A 23,387-nucleotide genomic window follows, 5' to 3' on the forward strand; every position below is an offset into this window, starting at 1 on the left:
CGGCGGACATCGCGCCGGGGCAGCGGGACCCCGGGCCGGACGGCCCCCGACCGTGCCGGAACGGCGGGGGCCCGGCCCGCGCCCCGACGCGGACCGGGCCCCCGACCGTACGGGGCGGCGGCCGGTCAGCCCGCCGCCACCGGGTGCGGCGGCCGCGGCAGCCGCGCCGCCGCGGCCGCGTCGAGCAGCCACAGCGTCCGCTCCCGCCCGTACGCGCCCGCGGCCGGGGCCTGCACCTCGCCGGCGCCGGACAGGGCGACGGCCGCCGCCTGCGCCTTGTCCTCACCCGCCGCCAGCAGCCACACCTCGCGCGCCGAGCGGATCGCCGGGAGGGTGAGGGAGATCCGGGTCGGCGGCGGCTTCGGCGCGTCGTGCACGTCCACCACCGTCCGCTCGGCCTCCCGCACCAAGGGGTGCTCCGGGAAGAGCGACGCGACGTGGGTGTCCGGGCCGACACCCAGCAGGAGCACGTCGAACCGCGGGACCGGGCCCTCGTCCTCCGGGCGGGCCGCGGCGGCCAGTTCCCCCGCGTACGCGGAGGCGGCCGCGGAGGCGTCCGCACCGTACGCGCCGTCCGCCGCCGGCATCGGGTGCACCCGCGCCGGGTCCAGCGGCACGGCGTCGAGCAGCGCCGCCCGCGCCTGCGTGACGTTCCGGTCGGGATCGCCCTCCGGCAGGAACCGCTCGTCGCCCCACCACAGGTCGAGCCGCGACCAGTCGATCGCGTCCCGCGCGGGGGCCGAGCGCAGCGCGGAGAGCAGGCCGTTGCCGTTGCGGCCGCCGGTGAGGACCACCGACGCGGAGCCGCGGGCGGCCTGCGCGTCGGCGATCCGGGTGATGAGCCGGGCGGCGGCGGCCCGCGCCATCAGCTCCTTGTCGCGGTGGACGACCAGCAGGGGTTCGTTCACGTGGCGGCCGCCTTCTTCGCCGGGGCCTTCTTCCCGCCGGTCCTCCGCGCGGCGGCGGGAGCGGCTGTACCGGCCTCGCCGCCGCCGGCGTCAGCCGCGGCCGGGGCGTCCGGGGCCGCGGCGGGCGCCGGGTCCCCGGACGGGCCGCCCGCCGCCTCGCCCAGCCGCTCGACCCCGTACCGCAGGGCCGACGCGTAGGTGTCGTCCGGGTCCAGCCGCCGCAGCTCCTCCGCGATCAGCTCGGCGGTCTCGCGGCGCTTCAGCGCCACCGCCCGGTCCGGCTGCCCCTGCACGCAGAGCGTGGCGAGCGAACCGTCCGCCCGCCCCAGCACGATCGGCCCGCAGTCCGTCTCCAGCCGTACGGAGGTGAGGCCGGGCCCCGCGGACGTCGTGCGGCGCACCGCGATCCCGAGCCGGTCCGCCAGCCACATGGCCAGCAGCTCCACGCTCGGGTTGAACTCCTCGCCCTCCACGGCGGCCGAGACCACGTGACAGGCGACCTGGTCCAGCGCCGCCGCGAGCATCGAGCGCCACGGCGTGATCCGGGTCCAGGACAGGTCCGTGTCGCCCGGCGTGTACGCGTCGGCGCGCGCCGCCAGCTCGCGGACCGGGTCCTCGGCGTTGTACGTGTCGGTCACCCGGCGCTGGCCGAGCGTGCCCAGCGGGTCGCTGGCGGGGTCGGTCGGCGCGTTGACCGGCCACCAGACCACCACGGGCGCGTCGGGCAGCAGCAGCGGCAGCACCACCGACTGGGCGTGGTCGACGACCTCGCCGTACAGCCGCAGGATGACCGTTTCGCCGCTGCCCGCGTCCGCGCCCACCCGCACCTCGGCGTCGAGCCGGGCGTTCGCGCGGTCGCGCGGCGAACGCGACACGCGCTTGATCACGACGAGGGTCCGCGACGGGTGCTCGCGGGACGCCTCGTTGGCCGCCTTGAGCGCGTCGTACGCGTTCTCCTCGTCGGTGACGATGACCAGGGTCAGCACCATGCCGACGGCCGGCGTGCCGATGGCGCGCCGCCCCAGGACCAGCGCCTTGTTGATCTTGCTGGAGGTGGTGTCCGTGAGGTCGATCTTCATGGCCGGCGCCAGCTCCGTCCGTCTCGTGCGAGCATTTCGTCCGCCTCGACCGGACCCCAGGTGCCCGCCTTGTACTGTGCGGGCCTGCCGTGCTTGTCCCAGTACTCCTCGATCGGGTCGAGGATCCGCCACGACAGCTCGACCTCCTCCACGCGCGGGAAGAGGTTGGCGTCGCCGAGGAGGACGTCGAGGATCAGCCGCTCGTAGGCCTCGGGGCTGGACTCGGTGAACGACTCGCCGTACGCGAAGTCCATCGAGACGTCCCGCACCTCCATCGAGGTGCCCGGCACCTTCGAGCCGAACCGCATGGTCACGCCCTCGTCCGGCTGGACGCGGATCACCAGCGCGTTCTGGCCCAGCTCCTCCGTCGCCGTGTGGTCGAACGGGGAGTGCGGGGCCCGCTGGAAGACGACCGCGATCTCCGTCACCCGGCGGCCCAGCCGCTTGCCGGTCCGCAGGTAGAAGGGGACGCCCGCCCAGCGGCGGTTGTCGATCCCCAGCTTGATCGCGGCGTACGTGTCGGTCTTGGAGGCGGGGTCGATGCCCTCCTCCTCCAGGTAGCCGACGGCCTTCTCACCGCCCTGCCACCCGGCCGCGTACTGGCCGCGCACCGTCGAGGCGCCCAGGTCCCCGGGCAGCCGTACGGCCCCCAGCACCTTGGTCTTCTCGGCGGCGAGCGCGTCCGCGTCGAAGGAGGCGGGCTCCTCCATCGCGGTCAGCGCGAGGAGCTGGAGCAGGTGGTTCTGGATGACGTCGCGGGCGGCGCCGATGCCGTCGTAGTAGCCGGCGCGGCCGCCGATGCCGATGTCCTCGGCCATGGTGATCTGCACGTGGTCGACGTACGACCGGTTCCAGATCGGCTCGAAGAGGGTGTTGGCGAACCGCAGCGCCAGGATGTTCTGGACGGTCTCCTTGCCCAGGTAGTGGTCGATCCGGAACACCTGGTCCGGGGTGAACACCTCGTGGACGATCGCGTTCAGCTCCTTGGCCGAGGCCAGGTCGTGCCCGAACGGCTTCTCGATGACCGCGCGCCGCCAGCACCCCGCCCGCTGCTCGGCCAGCCCGTGCTGCTTGAGCTGCTGGACGACCACGGGGAAGAACCTGGGCGGCACGGAGAGGTAGAAGGCGAAGTTGCCGCCGGTGCCCTGCGCCTTGTCCAGCTGGTCCATCGTGGCCTTGAGCTGTTCGAACGCGGCGTCGTCGTCGAAGTCGCCCTGGACGAAGCGCATGCCCTGGACCAGTTGCTGCCACACCTCCTCGCGGAAGGGGGTGCGCGCGTGCTGCTTCACCGCGTCGTGGACGACCTGGGAGAAGTCCTCGTCCTCCCACTCGCGGCGGGCGAATCCGATCAGCGCGAAGCCCGGCGGCAGCAACCCCCGGTTCGCCAGGTCGTAGACGGCGGGCATCAGCTTCTTGCGGGAGAGGTCACCCGTGACGCCGAAGATGACCAGGCCCGAGGGGCCCGCGATGCGCGGGAGCCGGCGGTCCGCCGCGTCGCGCAGCGGATTGCTGGTGTGCAAGGTCCTACGCCTCCGGGGGGCGAGGCGCTTCAGCTCCGCCTCGGTCGACGCCAGCAGGTCGTTCCAGGACGCCTCGAACTTGGCGACGCCCTCCTCCTCCAGCAGCCGGACCACCTCGTCGTAGCCGATGCCCAGCTCCTCGAGCGCGTCCAGGTCCGCACGGGCCTGCCCGTAGGTGCCGGCGACGGTGTCGCCCCGGATCTCGCCGTGCGCGGCGGTCGCCTCCAGCGTCGCCTCCGGCATCGTGTTCACCGTGCCCGGCGCGACCAGCTCGTCCACGTACAGGGTGTCCTTGTACGCCGGGTCCTTCACACCCGTCGACGCCCACAGCGGACGCTGCCTGTTGGCCTGCGCCCGGTCCAGCGCCGCCCAGCGCTCGGAGGCGAAGACCTCCTCGTACGCCTGGTAGGCGAGCCGCGCGTTGGCGAGGGCGGCCTTGCCGCGCAGCGCCTTGGCCTCCGGCGTGCCCAGGGCGTCCAGCCGCCTGTCGACCTCGGTGTCCACGCGGGACACGAAGAACGACGCCACCGAGTGGATCTTCGACAGGTCCAGGCCGCGCTCCCTGGCCTTCTCCAGGCCGGCGAGGTAGGCGTCCATGACGGCGCGGTAGCGCTCCAGCGAGAAGATCAGCGTGACGTTGACGCTGATGCCCAGGCCGATCGTCTCCGTGATCGCCGGGAGGCCCGCCTCGGTGGCCGGGATCTTGATGAGGGTGTTGGGCCGGTCCACCAGCCAGGCCAGCTGCTTCGCCTCGGCGACCGTCGCCCGGGTGTCGTGCGCGAGCCGCGGGTCCACCTCGATCGACACCCGGCCGTCCTGGCCCTGCGTCGCGTCGAAGACGGGTCGGAGGATGTCGGCGGCGTCCCGGACGTCCGCCGTCGTGATCATGCGGATGGCCTCCTCCACGGTCACCCTGCGGGCCGCGAGGTCGGCCAGCTGGACGTCGTAGCCGTGGCCTTCGGAGATCGCCTTCTGGAAGATCGACGGGTTGGTGGTGACACCCACCACGTGCTGTCCGTCGATCAGCTCCGCCAGGTTGCCGGAGGTGATCCGCTTGCGGGACAGGTCGTCGAGCCAGATCGCGACGCCTTCGTCGGAGAGGCGCTTGAGTGCGTCTGTCATGGGGATTGCATCTCCTACTCGTGCTCGTGTGGGCGTCAGCGCGCCGCGGCCGCGATCGATTCCCGCGCGGCGGCGGCCACGGCCTCCGGGGTGAAGCCGTACTCCCGGAACAGCAGCTTGCCGTCGGCCGAGGCACCGAAGTGCTCCAGCGACACGATCCGGCCCGCGTCACCGACGTACCGGTGCCAGGTCAGACCGATACCGGCCTCCACCGCCACCCGCGCCCTCACCGACGGGGGCAGCACCGAGTCCCGGTACCCCCGGTCCTGCTCCTCGAACCACTCGACGCACGGCATCGACACCACGCGCGTGGGCACGCCCTCCGCCTGGAGCCGCTCGCGCGCTTCCACGGCCAGGTGCACCTCGGACCCGGTGGCGATCAGCACGACCCGCGGTTCGCCGCCCTCGGCGTCGGCCAGGACGTAGCCGCCGCGCGCGGTCCCCTCGTCCGGTTCGTACGTCGGCACGCCCTGGCGGGTCAGCACCAGGCCGTGCGGGGCGCCCTTGCCGAACTCCTTGGTCCAGCGCCTGAGGATCTCGCGCCAGGCGATCGCCGTCTCGTTCGCGTCGGCCGGGCGGACCACGTTCAGGCCGGGGATGGCGCGCAGCGACGCCAGGTGCTCCACGGGCTGGTGGGTCGGGCCGTCCTCGCCGAGGCCGATCGAGTCGTGGGTCCACACGTACGTCACCGGCAGGTGCATCAGCGCCGAGAGCCGGACCGCGTTGCGCATGTAGTCGGAAAAGACCAGGAAGGTGCCGCCGAAGACCCGCGTGTTGCCGTGGAGCGTGATGCCGTTCATCTCGGCGGCCATGGCGTGCTCGCGGATGCCGAAGTGGATCGTGCGGCCGTAGGGGTCGGCCTCCGGCAGGGGGTTGCCCTCGGGGAGGAACGACGACGTCTTGTCGATCGTCGTGTTGTTCGAGCCGGCCAGGTCGGCGGAGCCGCCCCACAGCTCGGGGACGACCGGGCCGAGCGCCTGGAGGACCTTGCCGGACGCGGCGCGCGTGGCGACGGCCTTGCCCGCCTCGAAGACCGGGAGCCTCTCCTCCCAGCCCTTGGGCAGCTCGCCCGCGGAGATCCGGTCGAACTCGGCGGCGCGCTCCGGGTTGGCGGCGCGCCACCGCCGGAGGTCCTCCTCCCAGGCGGCGCGGGCCTCGCGGCCCCGGTCCAGGGCCCCGCGGGTGTGCGCGATGACCTCGTCGGCCACCTCGAACGACTTCTCCGGGTCGAAGCCCAGCACGCGCTTGGTGGCCGCGACCTCCTCCTCGCCCAGCGCCGAGCCGTGCGCGGCCTCGGTGTTCTGCGCGTTCGGCGCGGGCCAGGCGATGATCGAGCGCATCGCGATGAACGACGGGCGGCCGGTCTCCGCCTTCGCCGCCTGCACGGCCGCGTACAGGGCCGCCGGGTCGAGGTCCCCGTCCTCCCGCTGCTCGACGCGCTGCACGTGCCAGCCGTACGCCTCGTACCGCTTCAGGGTGTCCTCGGACACGGCGGTCTCGGTATCGCCCTCGATCGAGATGTGGTTGTCGTCCCACAACATGATCAGGTTGCCGAGCCTCTGGTGCCCGGCCATCGAGGACGCCTCCGCGGCGATGCCCTCCTGGAGGCAGCCGTCACCGGCGACGACGTACACGAAGTGGTCGAACGGCGAGGTGCCGGGCGCCGCCTCCGGGTCGAACAGGCCGCGCTCGTAGCGGGCGGCCATCGCCATGCCGACGGCGTTGGCGACGCCCTGGCCCAGCGGGCCGGTCGTCGTCTCCACGCCCCTGGTGTGGCCGTACTCCGGGTGGCCCGGGGTCTTCGAGCCCCAGGTGCGGAACGCCTTCAGGTCGTCCAGCTCCAGGCCGAAACCGGCAAGGTAGAGCTGGGTGTACAAGGTCAGCGAGGAGTGGCCCGCGGACAGCACGAAGCGGTCGCGCCCGGCCCAGTCCGGGTCCGCCGGATCGTGGCGCATCACCTTCTGGAAGAGGGTGTACGCCGCGGGGGCCAGGCTCATGGCCGTCCCCGGATGGCCGTTGCCGACCTTCTGTACGGCGTCCGCGGCCAGGACACGGGCGGTGTCCACGGCACGCTGGTCCAGTGCGGTCCATTCGAGGTCTGTGGTGATCGGCTTGGTGCTCACCCTGGGTCAGGGCTCCTCTCCGAACAGGTCACATGCCGATGACGTCGATGCACCGGCCGCTGCCGAGCCTATCCCGTCACCGTGCTCGATTTTCCGGCTCCCGACCGGGTGCCGCCACCCGCGTCCACCCCGTGCATCAGCTGTACGCGGGCCCGCTCATCCGATCGCTCATCCGTGCCCCGGACGCGCGGAGGGCGCTCGTCGGAGCGCTCGTCCGAACGGGGGCCCGCACGTCCGCGCCCGTCCCGGCCGCCCCGGCGCGGGCGGGGTGAACACGACCCACCCCCGCGAAGAACGGAGTATGGGCAACGTCTACAGTGGCGTGGTACGCGCGAGTCTTCACCGGCCCATCACGTCAGGGGGCGGGCTCGCAGGGATGTCTCTGTCAGGGGTGTGCGTGACGGCCGTCGAATCCCGTTCTGGGGGCACCTCCCAGGCCCTCGAGGCGCTGGGGGAGGGTGGGCTCGGGACGAGCCCAGCCCATCGGCCATTCGGGGCCCGCGCCAAGGCGTTCGTGGCGCTGACCAAGCCGCGGATCATCGAACTGCTGCTGATCACCACGGTGCCGGTCATGTTCCTCGCGGAACAGGGCGTGCCGGACCTGCTGCTGGTGCTCCACACCTGTTTCGCCGGCTACCTGTCGGCCGGCGGCGCCAACGCGCTGAACATGTACATCGACCGCGACATCGACGCCCTCATGGACCGCACGTCGCAGCGGCCCCTGGTCACCGGCATCGTCACGCCGCGCGAGGGCCTGCTGTTCGGCCTCGGGCTCGGCGTGGTGTCCACGCTCTGGTTCGGGCTGTTCGTCAACTGGCTCTCGGCGTGGCTCGCCCTCGGCGCGCTCCTCTTCTACGTCGTCGTCTACACGATGATCCTCAAGCGCCGCACGGCGCAGAACATCGTGTGGGGCGGCATCGCCGGCTGCATGCCGGTCCTCATCGGCTGGTCGTCGGTCACCAACTCCATGTCCTGGGCCGCGGTCGTCCTCTTCCTCGTCATCTTCTTCTGGACCCCGCCGCACTACTGGCCGCTGTCCATGAAGGTGAAGGAGGACTACGCGCGCGTGGGCGTGCCGATGCTCCCGGTCCTCGCCTCCAACCGGGTCGTGGCCCGGCAGATCGTCCTCTACAGCTGGGTGATGGTCCTCGTCTCGCTGCTGCTCCAGCCGCTCGGCTACACGGGCTGGTTCTACACGGCCGTGGCGCTGGCCACCGGCGGCTGGTGGCTGTGGGAGGCGCACGCCCTCCAGCACCGCGCCCGGTCCGGTGAGACCGGGGTGAAGCTGAAGGAGATGCGCCTCTTCCACTGGTCCATCACCTACGCGTCGCTGCTGTTCGTCGCGGTCGCCGTGGACCCGTTCCTGCGCTGACCGCGTTCCGCCGGACCGCCTGACGGGCGGGGCGCGTGGCCAAGGCCACGCGCCCCGCCCGTCGCCCGTCGGTCTACCCGGAAGTAGCATCCTGTCCATGGCAGACACCACCAAGCAGGCAGCGCGCACGGCGGCGAAGCTCGCCAAGCAGATCCGGGCCTTCGCCGCGGAGCACGGCGGCGCCCGGGGCCAGCTCTCCCACGTCGGGCAGGCGGGCACCCGCATCGTCCTGGTCGGCGAGGACGGCGGCTGGGGCGACCTGGTCGCGCCGGACGGGGAGACCGCGCGGGACGCCGCCGAGAGGGCCGGCCTCGCCCTGCGGGAGTCCTTCGACGGCGAGCTCGCCGCGAAGGTCCGCACGGGTCCGTACGAGTGGAGCCGCATGGCCGGCATCCAGATCGGCGGCGGGACCGCCGGGTGACGGTGCGGGGTGCCGGCGACGCCCCGCACCGCGACGCGCGAACGCCCGGGGCGCCGCCGGAACGATCCCGTCCGGCGGCGCCCCGGGCGTCTTCCCCGCGCCGCTGCCCGGCCCTACGCCGCCGTGAGCGCCGTGTCGCCCGTCCGGGGGGCGGGCTCCGGCGCCGCGGGCAGGGGCCGCTCGCGCATGCCCAGGGCCAGGCGGAGCACGGCGATCCACAGGAGCGCCGAGCCGAGCATGTGGGCGCCGACCAGGATCTCCGGGACACCGGTGAAGTACTGCACGTAGCCGATGCCCCCCTGGAACAGCAGCACCACCAGCAGGTCGCGGGCGCGCGCCCGGACGTCGTCCGGGGCGTCGACTACCCGCAGGGCGAGGAACAGGGCGACCGCGCCCGCGCAGACGATCCACGCGAACGCCGCATGCACCTGTGCAGCCGTCGCGTAGTCGAACGGCATGCGCGGCACGTCGCTGCTGTCGCCCGCGTGCCTGCCGCTGCCCGTCACCCCCGTACCCGCGAGGATCAGCACACCCGACACGGCGACCAGCGCCCAGCCCGCCCTCCGCACCGGGCCGGGGACGCGCGGACGGGGTGCGGAGTCGCCCTCGCCGGTGCGCACCCAGGTGATCACCGCGACGGTCAGCAGCGCGTTGGCGGCGACGAAGTGACCGGCCACCGTCCACGGGTTCAGGCCCATCCAGACGGTGACGCCGCCGATCACGGCGTTGCTCGCGACGATCCAGAACTGCGCCCAGCCCAGCCGGGTCAGCCCCCGGCGCCACGGCTTCGTCGACCTGGCCGCGACGATCGCCCAGCCGACGGCCGCCGACAGGACGTACGTCAGCATCCGGTTGCCGAACTCGATGGCGCCGTGGACGCCCTGCTCGGGCGTGGCGAACAGGCTGTCGTCGGTGCACTTGGGCCAGGTGTCGCAGCCGAGACCGGAGCCGGTCAGCCGGACCGCGCCGCCCGTGACGATGATGACGACGGTCATGACGACCGCGGAGAGCGCGGCCCGCCGGAGCGTCCGGGGGGACGGGGTCCAGCGCTGGGCGATGAAGGCGAGGGGGGTCAACACGGACCTATCGTAGGTCGACGCTTGTGCACGCTTTCACGAGGGGGTGTCCCGAGGGGCGGCCCGCCCCCGTGCGGACCGCCTACTCCCAGCGGAAGAACCGCGCCGCCGCGCCCAGGCCCACCGCCGCCCACCCGGCGAGCACGCCCAGCTCTCCCCAGGGCACGCCGGCGCCGTGCCGGAGCACCTCCCGCAGCCCGCCGGAGAGCGCCGAGATCGGCAGCCACTCCAGCACCGCGCGCGCCGCGCCGGGGAACCTGTCCAGCGGCACGGCCACCCCGCCGCCCACCAGGAGCAGCAGGAAGACCAGGTTCGCCGCGGCCAGCGTCGCCTCGGCCCGCAGCGTCCCGGCCATCAGCAGACCGAGCCCGGAGAACGCGGCCGTGCCGGCGACCAGCAGCAGGAGCACCGCGAGGGGGTTGCCCCGCGGCGACCAGCCGAGCGCCAGGGCGATGGCGGTCAGCAGCAGGATCTGGAGGACCTCGGTGACCAGCACGGCCAGCGTCTTGGCGGCCATCAGCGCCCAGCGGGGGAGGGGGGACGCGCCGAGCCGCTTGAGCACCCCGTACCGCCGCTCGAAACCGGTGGCGATGGCCTGCCCGGTGAAGGCGGTGGACATCACGGCGAGGGCCAGGACGCCCGGCGCGAGGAAGTCCACGGCCTCGCCGGCGCCGGTGTCGACGACGTCCACGGTGGAGAACAGCACCAGCAGCAGCGAGGGGATGACGACGGTGAGCAGCAGCTGCTCGCCGTTGCGCAGCAGCATCCGCGTCTCCAGCGCGGCCTGGGCGGCGATCATCCGGCCGACCGGCGCGGCCCCCGGCCTCGGGGTGTACGTACCGCTGTTCATCCGCGCAGCTCCTTGCCGGTCAGCTCCAGGAAGACGTCCTCGAGGGTGCGGCGCCCGACCGCGATGCCGTCCGGCATCACCCCGTTCCGGGCGCACCAGCCGGTGACCGTGGCCAGGAGCTGCGGATCGACCGCGCCGGTGATCCGGTACGCGCCCGGGGCGGTCTCGGCGGCGGCCGTGCCGCCGGGCAGGGCCGCCAGCAGCGAGGCCAGGTCCAGGCCGGGGCGGCCGGTGAAGCGCAGGGAGCCGTCGGCGCCGCCGCGGCACAGCCCCTCGGGAGTGCCCCGGGCGACGACCCGCCCGCCGTCGACGATGGCCACGTCGTCCGCGAGCTGCTCGGCCTCGTCCATGAAGTGGGTGGTGAGCACCACCGTCACGCCGTCGGCGCGCAGTTCGCGCACCAGCTCCCAGGTGGAGCGGCGGGCCTGCGGGTCCAGGCCCGCGGTCGGCTCGTCCTGGAAGACCAGCTCGGGCCGGCCGACGACGGCCATGGCCAGGGCGAGCCGCTGCTGCTGCCCGCCGGACAGGCGCCGGTACGCCGTGCGGCCGCAGGAGCCCAGGCCCAGGCGCTCGACGAGGGCGTCCACGTCGAGGGGTGGGCGTGCAGCCTCGCCGTGTGGCGGAGCATCTCGTCGGCGCGGGCGCCCGAGTAGACGCCGCCCGACTGGAGCATCACGCCGACGCGGGGGCGCAGCCGGGCCGCGTCGGCGACCGGGTCGAGACCCAGGACGCGGACGGTGCCCGCGTCGGGGCGGCGGTACCCCTCGCAGGTCTCGACGGTGGTGGTCTTGCCGGCCCCGTTGGGGCCGAGGACCGCGGTGACGGTACCCGTGCGGACGTCGAGGTCGAGCCCGTCCACCGCGGTCTTGGTCCCGTACCGCTTGACCAGGCCCCGTACCCGGACGGCGGACTCGTTTCGCATGGCAGCCAAGTCTAGGCAGCCGCCGGACGCGTCCGGGCCGCGGGGGCCCGTCCGGCCCCCGGCGGCGGCGCGGACGGCCCCGGTGATCGTTCTCGCAGGTCAGGTTAGGTTTCCCTAAGTGACGTACGGCATCGCCGGGTCGCGGCGGCGCGGCTTGTCACTCTCTTCGGAATTACGCAACAATGGCGTTGTGAAAAACGTCGGCGCGACTTCCACGGCCTCCGGGGAGGAGCTCGCGACCGGGGAGCGGTCCACCCGCAACCGGGTCGCGCGGTCCGTCCTGGACCACGGTCCCTCCACCGTCGCGGAACTCGCCCAGCGGCTGGGCCTCACCCAGGCCGCCGTGCGCCGGCACCTCGACGCCCTCGTCGCGGACGGCGTGGTCGCCCCGCGCGAGCAGCGCGTCTACGGTGCCCGCACCCGCGGCCGCCCCGCCCGGGTCTTCGCGCTCACGGACTGCGGCAGGGACGCCTTCGACCAGTCCTACGACGCCCTCGCGGTCGACGCCCTGCGCTGGATCGAGCAGAACGCCGGGGGGAGGCCGCCGTCGCGGCCTTCGCCCGGGACCGGATCGAGGCGCAGGCGGAGGCGTACCGCGAGGCCGTCGAGTCGGCGCCGCGGCGGGAGCGGGCCGAGGCGCTGGCCAGGGCGCTCAGCGCCGACGGGTACGCTGCGACGGCGCGCGAGGCGCCGGTCGGGCAGGTCGGGCAGCAGCTGTGCCAGCACCACTGCCCGGTCGCCCACGTCGCGGAGCGCTACCCGCAGCTCTGCGAGGCGGAGACAGAGGTCTTCTCCCGCCTCCTGGGGACGCACGTCCAGCGTCTGGCCACCATCGCGCACGGCGACGGGGTCTGCACGACGTTCATCCCCCACAGCGCCCCCACGCACCCCAAGACCCCTTCACCACCATCCGCAAGCACGGCCGGGAGGAACCCCGCATGACCACCGAGATCAGCCACCCCGAGCTCGAGGGCCTGGGTCGGTACGAATATGGCTGGGCCGACCCGGACGCGGCCGGTGCCGCCGCCAAGCGCGGCCTCGGCGAGGACGTCGTCCGCGACATCTCCGCGAAGAAGAACGAGCCCGAGTGGATGCTGAAGCTGCGGCTGAAGGGTCTGCGCCTGTTCGACAAGAAGCCCATGCCGACCTGGGGCTCCGACCTCTCGGGCATCGACTTCGACAACATCAAGTACTTCGTCCGGTCCACCGAGAAGCAGGCCGAGTCCTGGGAGGACCTGCCCGAGGACATCAAGAACACGTACGACAAGCTCGGCATCCCCGAGGCGGAGAAGCAGCGCCTCGTCGCCGGTGTCGCGGCCCAGTACGAGTCCGAGGTCGTCTACCACCAGATCCGCGAGGACCTGGAGTCCCAGGGCGTGATCTTCCTCGACACGGACACCGCGCTCAAGGAGCACCCCGAGCTCTTCCAGGAGTACTTCGGCACGGTCATCCCGGTCGGCGACAACAAGTTCGCCTCGCTGAACACGGCCGTGTGGTCCGGCGGCTCCTTCATCTACGTGCCCAAGGGCGTGCACGTCGACATCCCGCTCCAGGCCTACTTCCGCATCAACACCGAGAACATGGGCCAGTTCGAGCGGACGCTGATCATCGTCGACGAGGACGCCTACGTCCACTACGTCGAGGGCTGCACCGCGCCGATCTACTCCTCCGACTCGCTGCACAGCGCCGTCGTGGAGATCATCGTCAAGAAGGGCGCGCGCTGCCGCTACACGACCATCCAGAACTGGTCGAACAACGTCTACAACCTGGTCACCAAGCGCGCCGTGGCCTACGAGGGCGCGACCATGGAGTGGGTCGACGGCAACATCGGCTCCAAGGTCACGATGAAGTACCCGGCCGTCTACCTGATGGGCGAGCACGCCCGGGGCGAGACCCTGTCCATCGCCTTCGCCGGCGAGGGGCAGCACCAGGACGCCGGCGCCAAGATGGTCCACATGGCGCCGAACACCTCCTCCAACATCGTCTCCAAGTCGGTGGCGCGGGGCGGCGGGCGCACCTCCTACCGCGGCCTCATCGAGATCGGCGAGGGCGCCCCGGGTTCCAAGTCCAACGTCCTGTGCGACGCCCTGCTCGTCGACACGGTCTCCCGCTCCGACACCTACCCGTACGTCGACGTGCGCGAGGACGACGTCTCCATGGGCCACGAGGCCACGGTCTCGAAGGTCTCCGAGGACCAGCTCTTCTACCTGATGAGCCGCGGCCTCTCCGAGGACGAGGCCATGGCGGTGATCGTGCGCGGATTCGTCGAGCCGATCGCCAAGGAGCTGCCGATGGAGTACGCCCTGGAGCTCAACCGGCTGATCGAACTGCAGATGGAGGGCGCGGTCGGCTGACGCCGCCCACCCCGAACGACTTGACGACGTACGCACGTAGGAAGAGAAACCACGACAGCCATGGCTGAGAACATCCCGGTGGGTTCGACCACCGCCGGCTCCATCGCGGTGGCGGCCGAGTCGACCGTCGCCACGCGCATGAGCGCCCCCCCGTCCTTCGACGTCGCGGACTTCCCCGTCCCGCACGGCCGCGAGGAGGAGTGGCGGTTCACGCCGCTGGAGCGTCTGCGCGGCCTGCACGACGGCACCGCCGCCGCCACCGGTGAAGGGGTACGCGTCGACGTGGCCGCGCCCGACGGGGTCACCGTCGAGACCGTCGGCCGGGACGACGCCCGCGTCGGCAGGGCCGGCACGCCGGTGGACCGGGTCGCCGCCCAGGCGTACTCCTCGCTCGAGAAGGCCACGGTCGTGACCGTGCCCGAGGAGGCCGTGCTCACCGAGCCCGTCCGCGTCGCCGTGCACGGGCGGGGCGGCACCTCCTTCGGGCACCTCGTGATCGAGGTCGGCGCGTTCGCCGAGGCCGTCGTGGTCGTCGACCACACCGGCGAGGCCGTCCTCGCCGCCAACGTCGACTACGTCCTCGGCGACGGCGCCAGGCTGACCGTCGTCTCCGTCCAGGACTGGGACGCCGGGGCCGTCCACGTGGCGCAGCACAACGCGCTCGTCGGCCGCGACGCCTCCTTCAAGTCCGTCGTCGTCACCTTCGGCGGGGACCTCGTCCGCATCCACCCGCGCGTCGAGTACGCCGGGACGGGCGGCGCGGCCGAGCTGTTCGGCCTGTACTTCACCGACGCCGGCCAGCACCAGGAGCACCGCCTCCTGGTCGACCACAACACCCCGCACTGCACGTCGAACGTCGTCTACAAGGGCGCCCTCCAGGGCGAGTCGGCGCACGCCGTGTGGATCGGCGACGTCCTGATCCGGGCCGCCGCCGAGGGCACCGACACGTACGAGATGAACCGCAACCTCGTCCTCACGGACGGCGCCCGGGTCGACTCGGTGCCGAACCTGGAGATCGAGACCGGTGAGATCGCCGGAGCCGGCCACGCCTCCGCGACCGGCCGCTTCGACGACGAGCAGCTGTTCTACCTGATGGCCCGCGGCATCCCGGAAATCGAGGCCCGCCGCCTCGTCGTCCGCGGCTTCTTCGCCGAGCTGGTCCAGCAGATCGGCCTCGCCGACGTCGAGCAGCGGCTCATCGAGAGGATCGAGGCGGAGCTGGAGGCGTCCGTCTGATGGCCTTCGTCCGCGCCTGCGACCTGGGCGAGCTGACCGAGGACACCCCGAAGCGGGTGGAGATCGACGGCACGCCGGTCTCCCTGGTCCTCACCGAGGGGGAGGTGTTCGCGATCAACGACATCTGCTCGCACGCGAACGTGTCCCTCTCGGAGGGCGAGGTCGAGAACTGCGCCATCGAGTGCTGGCTGCACGGCTCCAGCTTCGACCTGCGCACCGGCAAGCCGTCCGGCCTTCCCGCGACCCGCCCCGTCCCCGTATACCCCGTAAAGATCGAAGGGGACGATGTGCTCGTCTCCGTCACCCAGGAGTCCTGAGTCACCCATGGCAACGCTTGAAATCCGCGACCTGCACGTCTCCGTCGAGGCCGACAACGCCACGAAGGAGATCCTCAAGGGCGTCGACCTGACCGTGAAGCAGGGCGAGACCCACGCCATCATGGGCCCCAACGGCTCCGGCAAGTCCACCCTCGCCTACTCCCTCGCCGGCCACCCGAAGTACACGGTCACCGGCGGCACCGTCACCCTCGACGGCGAGGACGTCCTGGGGATGTCCGTCGACGAGCGCGCCCGCGCCGGCGTCTTCCTCGCCATGCAGTACCCGGTCGAGATCCCGGGCGTCTCCGTCTCCAACTTCCTGCGCACCTCCGCCACCGCCGTCCGCGGCGAGGCCCCGAAGCTGCGCACCTGGGTGAAGGAGGTCAGGGAGGCCATGGAGCGCCTCAGCATGGACCCGGCCTTCGCCGAGCGGAACGTCAACGAGGGCTTCTCCGGCGGTGAGAAGAAGCGCCACGAGATCCTGCAGCTGGAACTCCTCAAGCCGAGGATCGCGATCCTCGACGAGACCGACTCCGGCCTCGACGTCGACGCCCTGCGCATCGTCTCCGAGGGGGTCAACCGCGTGCGCGGGACCGGCGAGGTCGGCACCCTGCTGATCACGCACTACACGCGCATCCTCCGCTACATCAAGCCGGACCACGTCCACGTCTTCGCCGGCGGCCGCATCGTCGAGTCGGGCGGCCCCGAGCTGGCCGACAAGCTGGAGGCCGAGGGCTACGAGTCCTACACGAAGGGCGGCACCGTGATCGGGACGCATTCAAAGGGGGACGTCGCGTGACACGGCTTCCGGGCCTCCTCGACACCGAGGCGATCCGCAAGGACTTCCCCATCCTGGACCGGGCCCTCCACGACGGCAGGAAGCTCGTCTACCTGGACAACGCGGCGACCTCCCAGAAGCCGCGCCAGGTGCTCGACGCGCTCAGCGAGTACTACGAGCGGCACAACGCCAACGTCCACCGCGGTGTGCACGTCCTCGCCGAGGAGGCCACGGAGCTGTACGAGGGCGCCCGCGACAAAGTGGCGGCCTTCGTCAACGCGCCCAGCCGCAGCGAGGTGATATTCACCAAGAACGCCTCGGAGTCGCTGAACCTCGTCGCCAACATGCTGGGCTGGGCCGACGAGCCCTACCGGGTGGACGCCGACACCGAGATCGTCATCACGGAGATGGAGCACCACTCCAACATCGTCCCGTGGCAGCTGCTCGCGCAGCGCACCGGTGCGAAGCTGAAGTGGTTCGGGCTGACCGACGACGGCCGGCTCGACCTCTCCCGGATCGACGAGGTCATCACGCCGAAGACGAAGATCGTCTCCTTCGTGCTGGTCTCGAACATCCTCGGCACCTTCAACCCGGTCGAGGCGATCGTCCGCCGCGCCCAGGAGGTCGGTGCGCTCGTCCTCGTCGACGCGTCGCAGGCCGCCCCGCACATGCCGCTCGACGTGCAGGCGCTCGGCGCGGACTTCGTGGCCTTCACCGGCCACAAGATGTGCGGCCCGACCGGCATCGGCGTGCTGTGGGGCCGCCACGAGCTGCTGGAGGACCTCCCGCCGTTCCTCGGCGGCGGCGAGATGATCGAGACCGTCTCGATGAGCTCGTCGACGTACGCCCCCGCGCCCCACAAGTTCGAGGCGGGCACGCCGCCGATCGCCCAGGCGGTCGGCCTCGGCGCGGCGGTCGACTACCTCTCCTCGATCGGCATGGACAAGATCGCCGCCCATGAGCACGCGCTCACCGAGTACGCGGTCCGGCGCCTGCGCGAGGTCCCCGACCTGCGGATCATCGGCCCCACCACGGCCGAGGACCGGGGCGCGGCGATCTCCTTCACGCTCGGCGACGTCCACCCCCACGACGTGGGCCAGGTCCTCGACGAACAGGGCATCGCGGTCCGGGTCGGCCACCACTGCGCGCGGCCCGTCTGCCTCCGGTACGGAATTCCCGCGACCACGCGAGCGTCGTTCTATCTGTACTCCACGCCCGCCGAGGTCGACGCCCTGGTGGACGGGTTGGAGCACGTCCGCGACTTCTTCGGATGAGGGGCTGACTCGGTGAAGCTGGATTCGATGTACCAGGACGTCATCCTGGACCACTACAAGAACCCGCACGGGCGGGGCTTGCGGCCGGGCGACGCCGAGGTGCACCACACCAACCCGACGTGCGGCGACGAGATCACGCTCCGTGTGAGGTACGAGGGCTCCCGCGTCGCGGACGTGTCGTACGAGGGGCAGGGCTGCTCCATCAGCCAGGCCTCCGCCTCCGTGCTGAACGAGCTCCTGGTCGGCAAGGAGCTCGACGAGGCGCGGCGGGTCCAGGGCACCTTCCTGGAGCTGATGCAGTCCAAGGGCCGCATCGAGCCCGACGACGCGATGGAGGAGCTGCTGGAGGACGCGGTCGCGTTCGCCGGCGTCTCCAAGTACCCGGCCCGGGTGAAGTGCGCGCTGCTGAGCTGGATGGCGTGGAAGGACGCGACCGCCCAGGCGCTGGGCGAGAAGCCCGCGAGGACCGAGGGGAAGACCGCATGAGCGAGAACGAGACGGCGACGGTGAAGCCCGCGTCCGAGGACGAGGTCCGCGAGGCGCTGTACGACGTGGTCGACCCGGAGCTGGGCATCGACGTCGTCAACCTGGGCCTGATCTACGGCATCCACGTGGACGACTCCAACGTCGCCACGCTGGACATGACGCTGACGTCGGCGGCCTGCCCGCTGACGGACGTGATCGAGGACCAGGCGAAGGCGGCGACGGACGGCATCGTCAGCGAGCTGAGGATCAACTGGGTCTGGATGCCGCCGTGGGGCCCCGACAAGATCACGGACGACGGGCGCGAGCAGCTGCGCGCGCTCGGCTTCAACGTCTGACGCACCCGGCCCACGGGCCCCTCGGACCGCGGCCGAACGGCCGGGCCCGCCGAACCGATCCGGCGGGCCCGGCCGTTCGCCGTCGCCCGGGGCCCCGTGGGCCGTCCGGGGCGCATGCGGAGCGGGACGCGGGACCGGTTGGCACCGCGGCGGACCGGACGGTTAGGTTCGGGGCATGACTTCTGCACCTCGCACCACCGGGGCGGTGGCCGCCGGCCTCGCCACCCTCGCCGGTGACGGCACCGTACTGGACACCTGGTTCCCCGCGCCCGAGCTGACCGAGGGGGCCGGGCCCGCCGGGACCGAGCGGCTCACCCCCGACCGGGCCGCGGACCTCCTCGGGGAGGGCGCCGCCAAGGCCGTCGGTGCCGACGCCCGCCGCGGCGTCGAGGTCGTCGCCGTACGCACCGTGATCGCCTCCCTGGACGAGAAGCCGCTCGACGCCCACGACGCCTACCTGCGGCTGCACCTGCTCAGCCACCGCCTCGTCAGGCCCCACGGCCAGAACCTCGACGGCATCTTCGGCCTCCTCGCCAACGTCGCCTGGACCTCGCTGGGGCCGGTCGCCGTCGACGACGTGGAGAAGGTCCGCCTGAACGCCCGGGCCGAGGGCCTGCACCTGCAGGTGACCGGCGTCGACAAGTTCCCGCGCATGACCGACTACGTCGTCCCGAAGGGCGTGCGCATCGCGGACGCCGACCGCGTCCGGCTCGGCGCGCACCTCGCGGCCGGCACGACCGTCATGCACGAGGGCTTCGTCAACTTCAACGCGGGCACGCTCGGCACGTCCATGGTCGAGGGCCGCATCTCCGCGGGCGTCGTCGTCGGCGACGGCTCCGACATCGGCGGCGGCGCCTCCACCATGGGCACCCTCTCCGGCGGCGGCAACGTCGTGATCTCCGTCGGCGAGCGCTGCCTGATCGGCGCCGAGGCGGGCGTCGGCATCGCGCTGGGCGACGAGTGCGTCGTCGAGGCCGGCCTGTACATCACCGCGGGCACGCGCGTCACCCTGCCCGACGGGCAGGTCGTCAAGGCCCGCGAACTGTCCGGCGCCTCGAACATCCTGTTCCGCCGCAACTCGGTCACCGGCACCGTCGAGGCCCGTCCGAACAACGCCGTCTGGGACGGCCTGAACGAGGTCCTGCACAGCCACAACTGATCACCGGGCGGCCGGGCGCCTTCCTGGGCCCGGGGGCGCCCGTGTCCCCGGGCCCACCGGAGGCGAGGGGCGCCGGACCGGGAACGCGCCGGAAAGGAGCCCCCGGGCCCGGGGGCCGTCAGCGGTCGGCCAACTCCGCGTAGGCCCTGCGCAGCCCGGCGACCGCCCCGGGACCGGCGGGCTGCAGCGGTTCGCGGAGTGGGCCCGCGTCCAGCAGGGCCTTCGCGGTGACCGCGCCCGGCAGTCCGGACGCCGTCATCAGCTCGGTGAGCGGCAGCAGGCGCCGGTTCAGCCGGGCCGCCTCCGCGGTGTCGCCCGCGTCGAAGGCGTCCAGCACCGCCCGGGTCTCGGTGGGCGCCACGTTCGCGACCGTACTGACGAACCCGGCACCGCCCAGCGCGTACAGCGGGAGGTTCAGCTCCTCGCAGCCCGAGTAGACGGCCAGAGCCGTGCGGGCGATCACCCTCGTCGTGCCCAGCAGGTCGTAGGCGCAGTCCTTCACGGCCGTGATCCGCGGATGCCCGGCGAGCCGCAGCATCGTGTCCGGCTCGATCCGCGTGCCGGTCCGGCCGGGGATGTCGTACAGCATCACGGGCAGCCCCGTCGCGTCGGCGACCCGGCGGAAGTGCGCCTCGACGGCGGCCTGCGGCGGACGGCTGTAGTACGGCGGTACGACGAGCAGGCCGTCCGCGCCCGCGGCCTCCGCCTGGCGGGCCAGCTCGACCGTGTGCGCCGTGTCCGCCGTGCCGACCCCCGCGACGAGCGGCACCGACGCGCCGACGGCTTCCCTGACGGCGCTGATCAGCTGCCGTTTCTCGGCGTCGGAGGTGGTCGGGGACTCCCCGGTCGTGCCGTTCAGGACGAGCCCTTCGCAGCCGCGGGAGACCAGGTCCGCCGCCAGCTTCGCGGCCCGGTCCGCGTCGAGGGCGGTGCCGGCCGGGGTGAAGGGGGTGACCATGGCGCACAGGGCGCGGCCGAAGGGCGGGGGCGTCGAGCCGTCGCAGATCATGCCCCGCAGTCTGCCCGCCCACGATCTCGTAGGTCCACTTAGTGATACTGCGACATACGGTGAAGCAGCGCTCAAGCCTGGCATGGGGGCGGTTCGTCCGGGTACTCGGATGACCCCCGTACGTGCACAGGAAGGAGTGACCGCCGTGGCCGCCAGAACCCCGGAACCCTCGGTCGGAGAGCTGGTCAAGCGCGCGTCGGAGCAGCTCTCCGACCTGGTGAGGGCCGAGTTGCGCACCGCCCGGGCCGAGCTGGCCCAGAAGGGCAGAAGGGCCGGGGTCGGCGGCGGGCTCGTCGGAGGCGCCACCGCCGTCGCCTACGTCGGCCTCATGGCCCTGGCCGGGACCTGCGTGGCGCTCCTCGCCCTGGTCCTGGAGGTCTGGGCCGCCGCCCTGATCGTGACCGCGGTGCTGTTCCTCGTGGCCGCCGCGCTGGGCCTCGCGGGACGGGCGCAGATCCGGCGCGCCGCGCCGCCGCTGCCCGAGCGGGCCGTCGACGGCGTGCGCTCCGACCTCGACGAGATCAAGGAGACGGTGCACCGATGAGCAGGCCCGACGAACTGCGCCTGGAAGCGGCGCGCAAACGCGAGGAGCTGATCGAGACGCTCGACCAGCTGGTGGCGAAGACGGACCTGCGGGCGCGCGCCGCCCGCATGGACCGCCGGCCGCTGGTGGCGGCGTCCGCGGCCGCCGTGGCGCTGGTCGTGCTCGCCGTGGTGCTGTCGGCCCGCTCCCGGCGCACGGGGGGCGGGCGGTGAGCGCGCGCGGGCTACCGGGGCGCCGGTCGAGGGCCGCGCGCAGGCAGAAGATCCTCTACCGCCCCGTCGGGCTGCTGCTCGGCCTCGTCGGCGGCGCCGCCGCGAGCGCGCTGTTCACCCGGGCGTGGAAGGCGGTGGGCCGGGGCAGCGACGCCCCCGACGCGCTGGACGAGGGCCGCTCGTGGCGGGAGGTCCTGATCGCCGCGGCCCTGCAGGGCGCCATCTTCGCGACGGTGCGGGCGGCCGTGGACCGGGGCGGCGCCGTCGGCGTGCGGCGGCTCACCGGGACCTGGCCGGGGGGTTCCTGACCTCCGGTCCGCCTCGGCCCGGGAACGTGGCGGCACCCCGGGGCCGACGGGGGCGCGCCCCGGGACGGGGCGGCGCGGGTCCCCTCCGCCCCGGGGCGTCCGGGGCGGAGGGGACCCGCGGGGTCACGGCCGGAAGCGCAGGACCTGCGGGTCGTGGTCGCTGACCTGGTCCGCGAACTCCGCGTTGATGTGCACGCTGTCGTACGTGAAGCGGCGGATGCCGGGGCTGGTCAGGATCTGGTCCAGCACCTGGCTGTTGCCCTGGAAGACGTAGGAGTAGCGCTCGGACCGGGGCAGGCTCGTGACGGCCGCGCGCAGGGCGCCGCCGTCGGTGAGGGCCCGGGTCGTGGCGGAGAACTCGAAGTCGTTGATGTCGCCGAGGACCACGACGTCGGCGTTGCGCTGGACGGCGAGGACGTCCTTGACGAAGGCGTTGACGACCTTCGCCTGCTGGACGCGCTTGACCTCGGAGGAACGATTCGGCGGCTGGCGGTGGGAGACGAGCGGCTCGTCTCCGCCCTTGGAGCCGAAGTGGTTCGCGACGACGATCACCGTGCGGCCGCGGAAGACGAACTCGCCGGCCAGCGGCTTGCGGCTGTTCTCCCAGGCGGCGTCCGCCGGGGCGATCCGGCCGGGGGAGGCGGTCAGGGCCGCCTCGCCGCGCTCCTCGACGACGCCGGTCGGGGTCGTGGCGTCGCCGCCCGCGCGGTCGGTGAACGACACGCGCTCGGGGTTGAAGAGGAACACCTGGCGGATGTTGCCGCCGGGTTCGCCGCCGTCCCCGCCGTCCTCCGGGTCGACGGACCGCCACGCGTACGCGGGGCCGCCCGCGGCGACGATCGCGTCCGTGAACTTCTCCAGCGTCTGCCCGGCGGTGACCGTGCCGTCGTCGCGGGCGCCGCTGTCGTCCTGGATCTCCTCCAGGGCCACGATGTCGGGCGACGCCAGGTTCTCCACGACCGCCCCCGCCAGCGCGTCGAACTTCTCCTGCGGGTCGGTCGGGTCGAGGTTCTCCACGTTGTACGTGGCGACGGCGAGTTCGCCGCGGCGCTGCGGGCGCGTCCTCTCGCGCTGCAGGCCGCGGCCCTCCACGGTGCCGAGGGTGCGCGCGGCGAGGGTGTAGCCGCCGTACTGGTCGAAGTCGAGCGGACCCTCGGTGGTGCCGGTGAGCACGTCACCGACGTTCGCGGCCGGGAAGGGCTGTTCGGCGAGCGGGACGAGCGACCGGACCTTGAGGCGGCCGGGGTTCTGGGACCCGTACGAGCCGTAGAGGGTGCCGCCCCGGCGGGTGGGGTTCCGGCAGGGCTCGACGGTCACCCACAGCTCGGCGTGCTCGGTGCTGGGGCCGACGACGCGCGAGGCGCCGACGCGGACGTTGGCGCCCTCCAGCGACTCGTAGTAGTCCAGCGCGTAGGAGGAGGGCCTGAGGGCGAGGCCGTTGATCGAGCCCTCCGCGGCCGGGTCGCCCCCGGGCGCGTACGCGTCCGGGACGGACCCGGCGGTGACGGTCACCGGGGCGGGCAGCGGGTTGCCGGAGGAGACGACGGTGACGGCCGGCTTCGAGATCTGGGTGAGCGACTGGTTGCCGGAGCCGGGGCCGCCGGGGACGTACTCGGTGACCGTGCCCGACACCCGTACGGCGTCGCCGACGGAGACGGCCGGCCTCGAACCCGTGAAGACGAAGACGCCCTCGCTGGTCGCCGCGTCCCCGTCCGCCTCCGGGTCCTGGAACCAGAAGCCCCGGGAACCGTACGTGCGCACGCCGGTGACGACGCCGGGGACGTCCGCGACGTGCCGCCCGACGAGCGGGGATATGCGCGTGGAGCCCTGGACGTCGTGGATGCGGACGGTGCCGGCCGCGTCCGCCGCCGAGCCGGGGGCTCCGGCGAGCAGCCCGGCGGCCAGTGCGGCGGCGACGACGGCCGGGACGGCGGCGGTTCTCGGCGGGAAGGAAGCCATGGGCGGACTCCAAGAGGGAGGCG

The 23,387-nt window shown here is 72.9% G+C and carries 21 protein-coding genes and 3 pseudogenes; 14 read left to right on the forward strand and 10 right to left on the reverse strand.

What is annotated here, in order from left to right; translation table 11 throughout:
- Positions 1-125: 125 nt before the first annotated feature.
- The 5 genes and pseudogenes from pgl to tkt form a co-directional block, all read right to left on the reverse strand.
- The gene (gene pgl, locus LUW75_RS19505) at positions 126-908 is read right to left on the reverse strand and encodes a 6-phosphogluconolactonase (protein WP_250336770.1); all 783 of its coding nucleotides are present in this window, start codon (positions 906-908) and stop codon (positions 126-128) included.
- Positions 905-1,987, reverse strand: coding sequence for a glucose-6-phosphate dehydrogenase assembly protein OpcA (opcA, locus tag LUW75_RS19510; RefSeq protein WP_250336771.1), 1,083 nt, complete (start codon positions 1,985-1,987; stop codon positions 905-907). Before opcA ends, pgl begins: the two co-directional genes overlap by 4 nt.
- Entirely contained in the window at positions 1,984-3,507 is a 1,524-nt protein-coding gene (gene zwf, locus LUW75_RS19515; protein ID WP_250337736.1) for a glucose-6-phosphate dehydrogenase, read from the reverse strand. The genes opcA and zwf overlap by 4 nt, the downstream gene beginning before the upstream one ends.
- A 33-nt stretch (positions 3,508-3,540) precedes the next feature.
- A pseudogene (tal, locus tag LUW75_RS19520) lies at positions 3,541-4,629 on the reverse strand (transaldolase); the annotation flags it as partial.
- A 35-nt stretch (positions 4,630-4,664) separates the two neighbouring features.
- A complete protein-coding gene (gene tkt / locus LUW75_RS19525; RefSeq protein WP_250336772.1) occupies positions 4,665-6,752 on the reverse strand; it encodes a transketolase in 2,088 nt (695 codons plus the stop codon).
- A 376-nt stretch (positions 6,753-7,128) separates the two neighbouring features.
- Between tkt and LUW75_RS19530 the strand changes: the two genes are divergently transcribed.
- Both LUW75_RS19530 and LUW75_RS19535 read left to right on the forward strand, forming a co-directional pair.
- Positions 7,129-8,124, forward strand: coding sequence for a heme o synthase (locus tag LUW75_RS19530; RefSeq protein WP_250336773.1), 996 nt, complete (start codon positions 7,129-7,131; stop codon positions 8,122-8,124).
- Positions 8,125-8,221: 97 nt separating this feature from the next.
- Positions 8,222-8,545, forward strand: coding sequence for a hypothetical protein (locus LUW75_RS19535; RefSeq protein WP_250336774.1), 324 nt, complete (start codon positions 8,222-8,224; stop codon positions 8,543-8,545).
- A gap of 113 nt (positions 8,546-8,658) precedes the next feature.
- Here LUW75_RS19535 and LUW75_RS19540 read toward each other — a convergent pair whose 3' ends face one another.
- The 3 genes and pseudogenes from LUW75_RS19540 to LUW75_RS19550 all read right to left on the reverse strand — a co-directional run bounded on the left by LUW75_RS19540 (position 8,659) and on the right by LUW75_RS19550 (position 11,393).
- Positions 8,659-9,624 carry a COX15/CtaA family protein gene (locus LUW75_RS19540; protein ID WP_250336775.1) on the reverse strand — a complete coding sequence of 322 codons (966 nt, stop codon included), beginning with the start codon at positions 9,622-9,624 and terminating at the stop codon, positions 8,659-8,661.
- Between the two features lie 79 nt (positions 9,625-9,703).
- Complete coding sequence (locus tag LUW75_RS19545; protein WP_250336776.1) at positions 9,704-10,471, reverse strand: ABC transporter permease; 768 nt, start codon at positions 10,469-10,471, stop codon at positions 9,704-9,706.
- Positions 10,468-11,393 (reverse strand): annotated as a pseudogene (locus LUW75_RS19550) (ABC transporter ATP-binding protein). The gene LUW75_RS19545 and the pseudogene LUW75_RS19550 overlap by 4 nt, the downstream one beginning before the upstream one ends.
- 190 nt (positions 11,394-11,583) lie before the next feature.
- Here LUW75_RS19550 and LUW75_RS19555 point away from each other — a divergent pair.
- From LUW75_RS19555 to dapD, 9 genes and pseudogenes are all read left to right on the forward strand, one after another.
- A pseudogene (locus tag LUW75_RS19555) lies at positions 11,584-12,335 on the forward strand (helix-turn-helix transcriptional regulator).
- Positions 12,332-13,747: a Fe-S cluster assembly protein SufB gene (gene sufB, locus LUW75_RS19560; protein WP_250336777.1), complete on the forward strand. Its 1,416-nt coding sequence runs from the start codon at positions 12,332-12,334 to the stop codon at positions 13,745-13,747. Before LUW75_RS19555 ends, sufB begins: the two are co-directional and overlap by 4 nt.
- A gap of 60 nt (positions 13,748-13,807) precedes the next feature.
- The gene (gene sufD / locus LUW75_RS19565; RefSeq protein ID WP_250336778.1) at positions 13,808-14,983 is read left to right on the forward strand and encodes a Fe-S cluster assembly protein SufD; all 1,176 of its coding nucleotides are present in this window, start codon (positions 13,808-13,810) and stop codon (positions 14,981-14,983) included.
- Positions 14,983-15,300: a non-heme iron oxygenase ferredoxin subunit gene (locus tag LUW75_RS19570; RefSeq protein ID WP_250336779.1), complete on the forward strand. Its 318-nt coding sequence runs from the start codon at positions 14,983-14,985 to the stop codon at positions 15,298-15,300. The genes sufD and LUW75_RS19570 overlap by 1 nt, the downstream gene beginning before the upstream one ends.
- A 7-nt stretch (positions 15,301-15,307) precedes the next feature.
- On the forward strand, positions 15,308-16,099 hold the full coding sequence (gene sufC / locus LUW75_RS19575; RefSeq protein ID WP_250336780.1) for a Fe-S cluster assembly ATPase SufC: 792 nt from the start codon (positions 15,308-15,310) through the stop codon (positions 16,097-16,099).
- Positions 16,096-17,352 carry a cysteine desulfurase gene (locus LUW75_RS19580; RefSeq protein WP_250336781.1) on the forward strand — a complete coding sequence of 419 codons (1,257 nt, stop codon included), beginning with the start codon at positions 16,096-16,098 and terminating at the stop codon, positions 17,350-17,352. The genes sufC and LUW75_RS19580 overlap by 4 nt, the downstream gene beginning before the upstream one ends.
- A 12-nt stretch (positions 17,353-17,364) precedes the next feature.
- Complete coding sequence (gene sufU, locus LUW75_RS19585; RefSeq protein ID WP_250336782.1) at positions 17,365-17,838, forward strand: Fe-S cluster assembly sulfur transfer protein SufU; 474 nt, start codon at positions 17,365-17,367, stop codon at positions 17,836-17,838.
- Positions 17,835-18,173: a metal-sulfur cluster assembly factor gene (locus tag LUW75_RS19590; RefSeq protein ID WP_010475820.1), complete on the forward strand. Its 339-nt coding sequence runs from the start codon at positions 17,835-17,837 to the stop codon at positions 18,171-18,173. Before sufU ends, LUW75_RS19590 begins: the two co-directional genes overlap by 4 nt.
- A gap of 175 nt (positions 18,174-18,348) precedes the next feature.
- Complete coding sequence (gene dapD / locus LUW75_RS19595; protein ID WP_250336783.1) at positions 18,349-19,332, forward strand: 2,3,4,5-tetrahydropyridine-2,6-dicarboxylate N-succinyltransferase; 984 nt, start codon at positions 18,349-18,351, stop codon at positions 19,330-19,332.
- 118 nt (positions 19,333-19,450) lie between these two features.
- On the opposite strand, the gene dapA is transcribed toward dapD, so the two are convergent.
- Positions 19,451-20,341, reverse strand: a complete 891-nt coding sequence (dapA, locus tag LUW75_RS19600; protein WP_250336784.1) for a 4-hydroxy-tetrahydrodipicolinate synthase — start codon at positions 20,339-20,341, stop codon at positions 19,451-19,453.
- Positions 20,342-20,450: 109 nt separating this feature from the next.
- Here dapA and LUW75_RS19605 point away from each other — a divergent pair, with 109 nt between their 5' ends.
- Genes LUW75_RS19605 through LUW75_RS19615 form a run of 3 tightly spaced genes read left to right on the forward strand, consistent with a single transcriptional unit; the run spans position 20,451 to position 21,405 of the window.
- Positions 20,451-20,885 carry a phage holin family protein gene (locus LUW75_RS19605; protein ID WP_250336785.1) on the forward strand — a complete coding sequence of 145 codons (435 nt, stop codon included), beginning with the start codon at positions 20,451-20,453 and terminating at the stop codon, positions 20,883-20,885.
- Positions 20,882-21,097: a hypothetical protein gene (locus LUW75_RS19610; protein ID WP_250336786.1), complete on the forward strand. Its 216-nt coding sequence runs from the start codon at positions 20,882-20,884 to the stop codon at positions 21,095-21,097. Before LUW75_RS19605 ends, LUW75_RS19610 begins: the two co-directional genes overlap by 4 nt.
- Complete coding sequence (locus LUW75_RS19615) at positions 21,094-21,405, forward strand: DUF4235 domain-containing protein (RefSeq protein ID WP_250336787.1); 312 nt, start codon at positions 21,094-21,096, stop codon at positions 21,403-21,405. The genes LUW75_RS19610 and LUW75_RS19615 overlap by 4 nt, the downstream gene beginning before the upstream one ends.
- A 123-nt stretch (positions 21,406-21,528) precedes the next feature.
- Here the strand turns inward: LUW75_RS19615 and LUW75_RS19620 are convergent, their stop codons facing one another.
- A complete protein-coding gene (locus tag LUW75_RS19620) occupies positions 21,529-23,364 on the reverse strand; it encodes an endonuclease/exonuclease/phosphatase family protein (RefSeq protein WP_250336788.1) in 1,836 nt (611 codons plus the stop codon).
- Positions 23,365-23,387: the final 23 nt, after the last annotated feature.

Origin of the sequence: Streptomyces sp. MRC013 (assembly GCF_023614235.1) — a bacterium.
Taxonomy (GTDB): domain Bacteria; phylum Actinomycetota; class Actinomycetes; order Streptomycetales; family Streptomycetaceae; genus Streptomyces.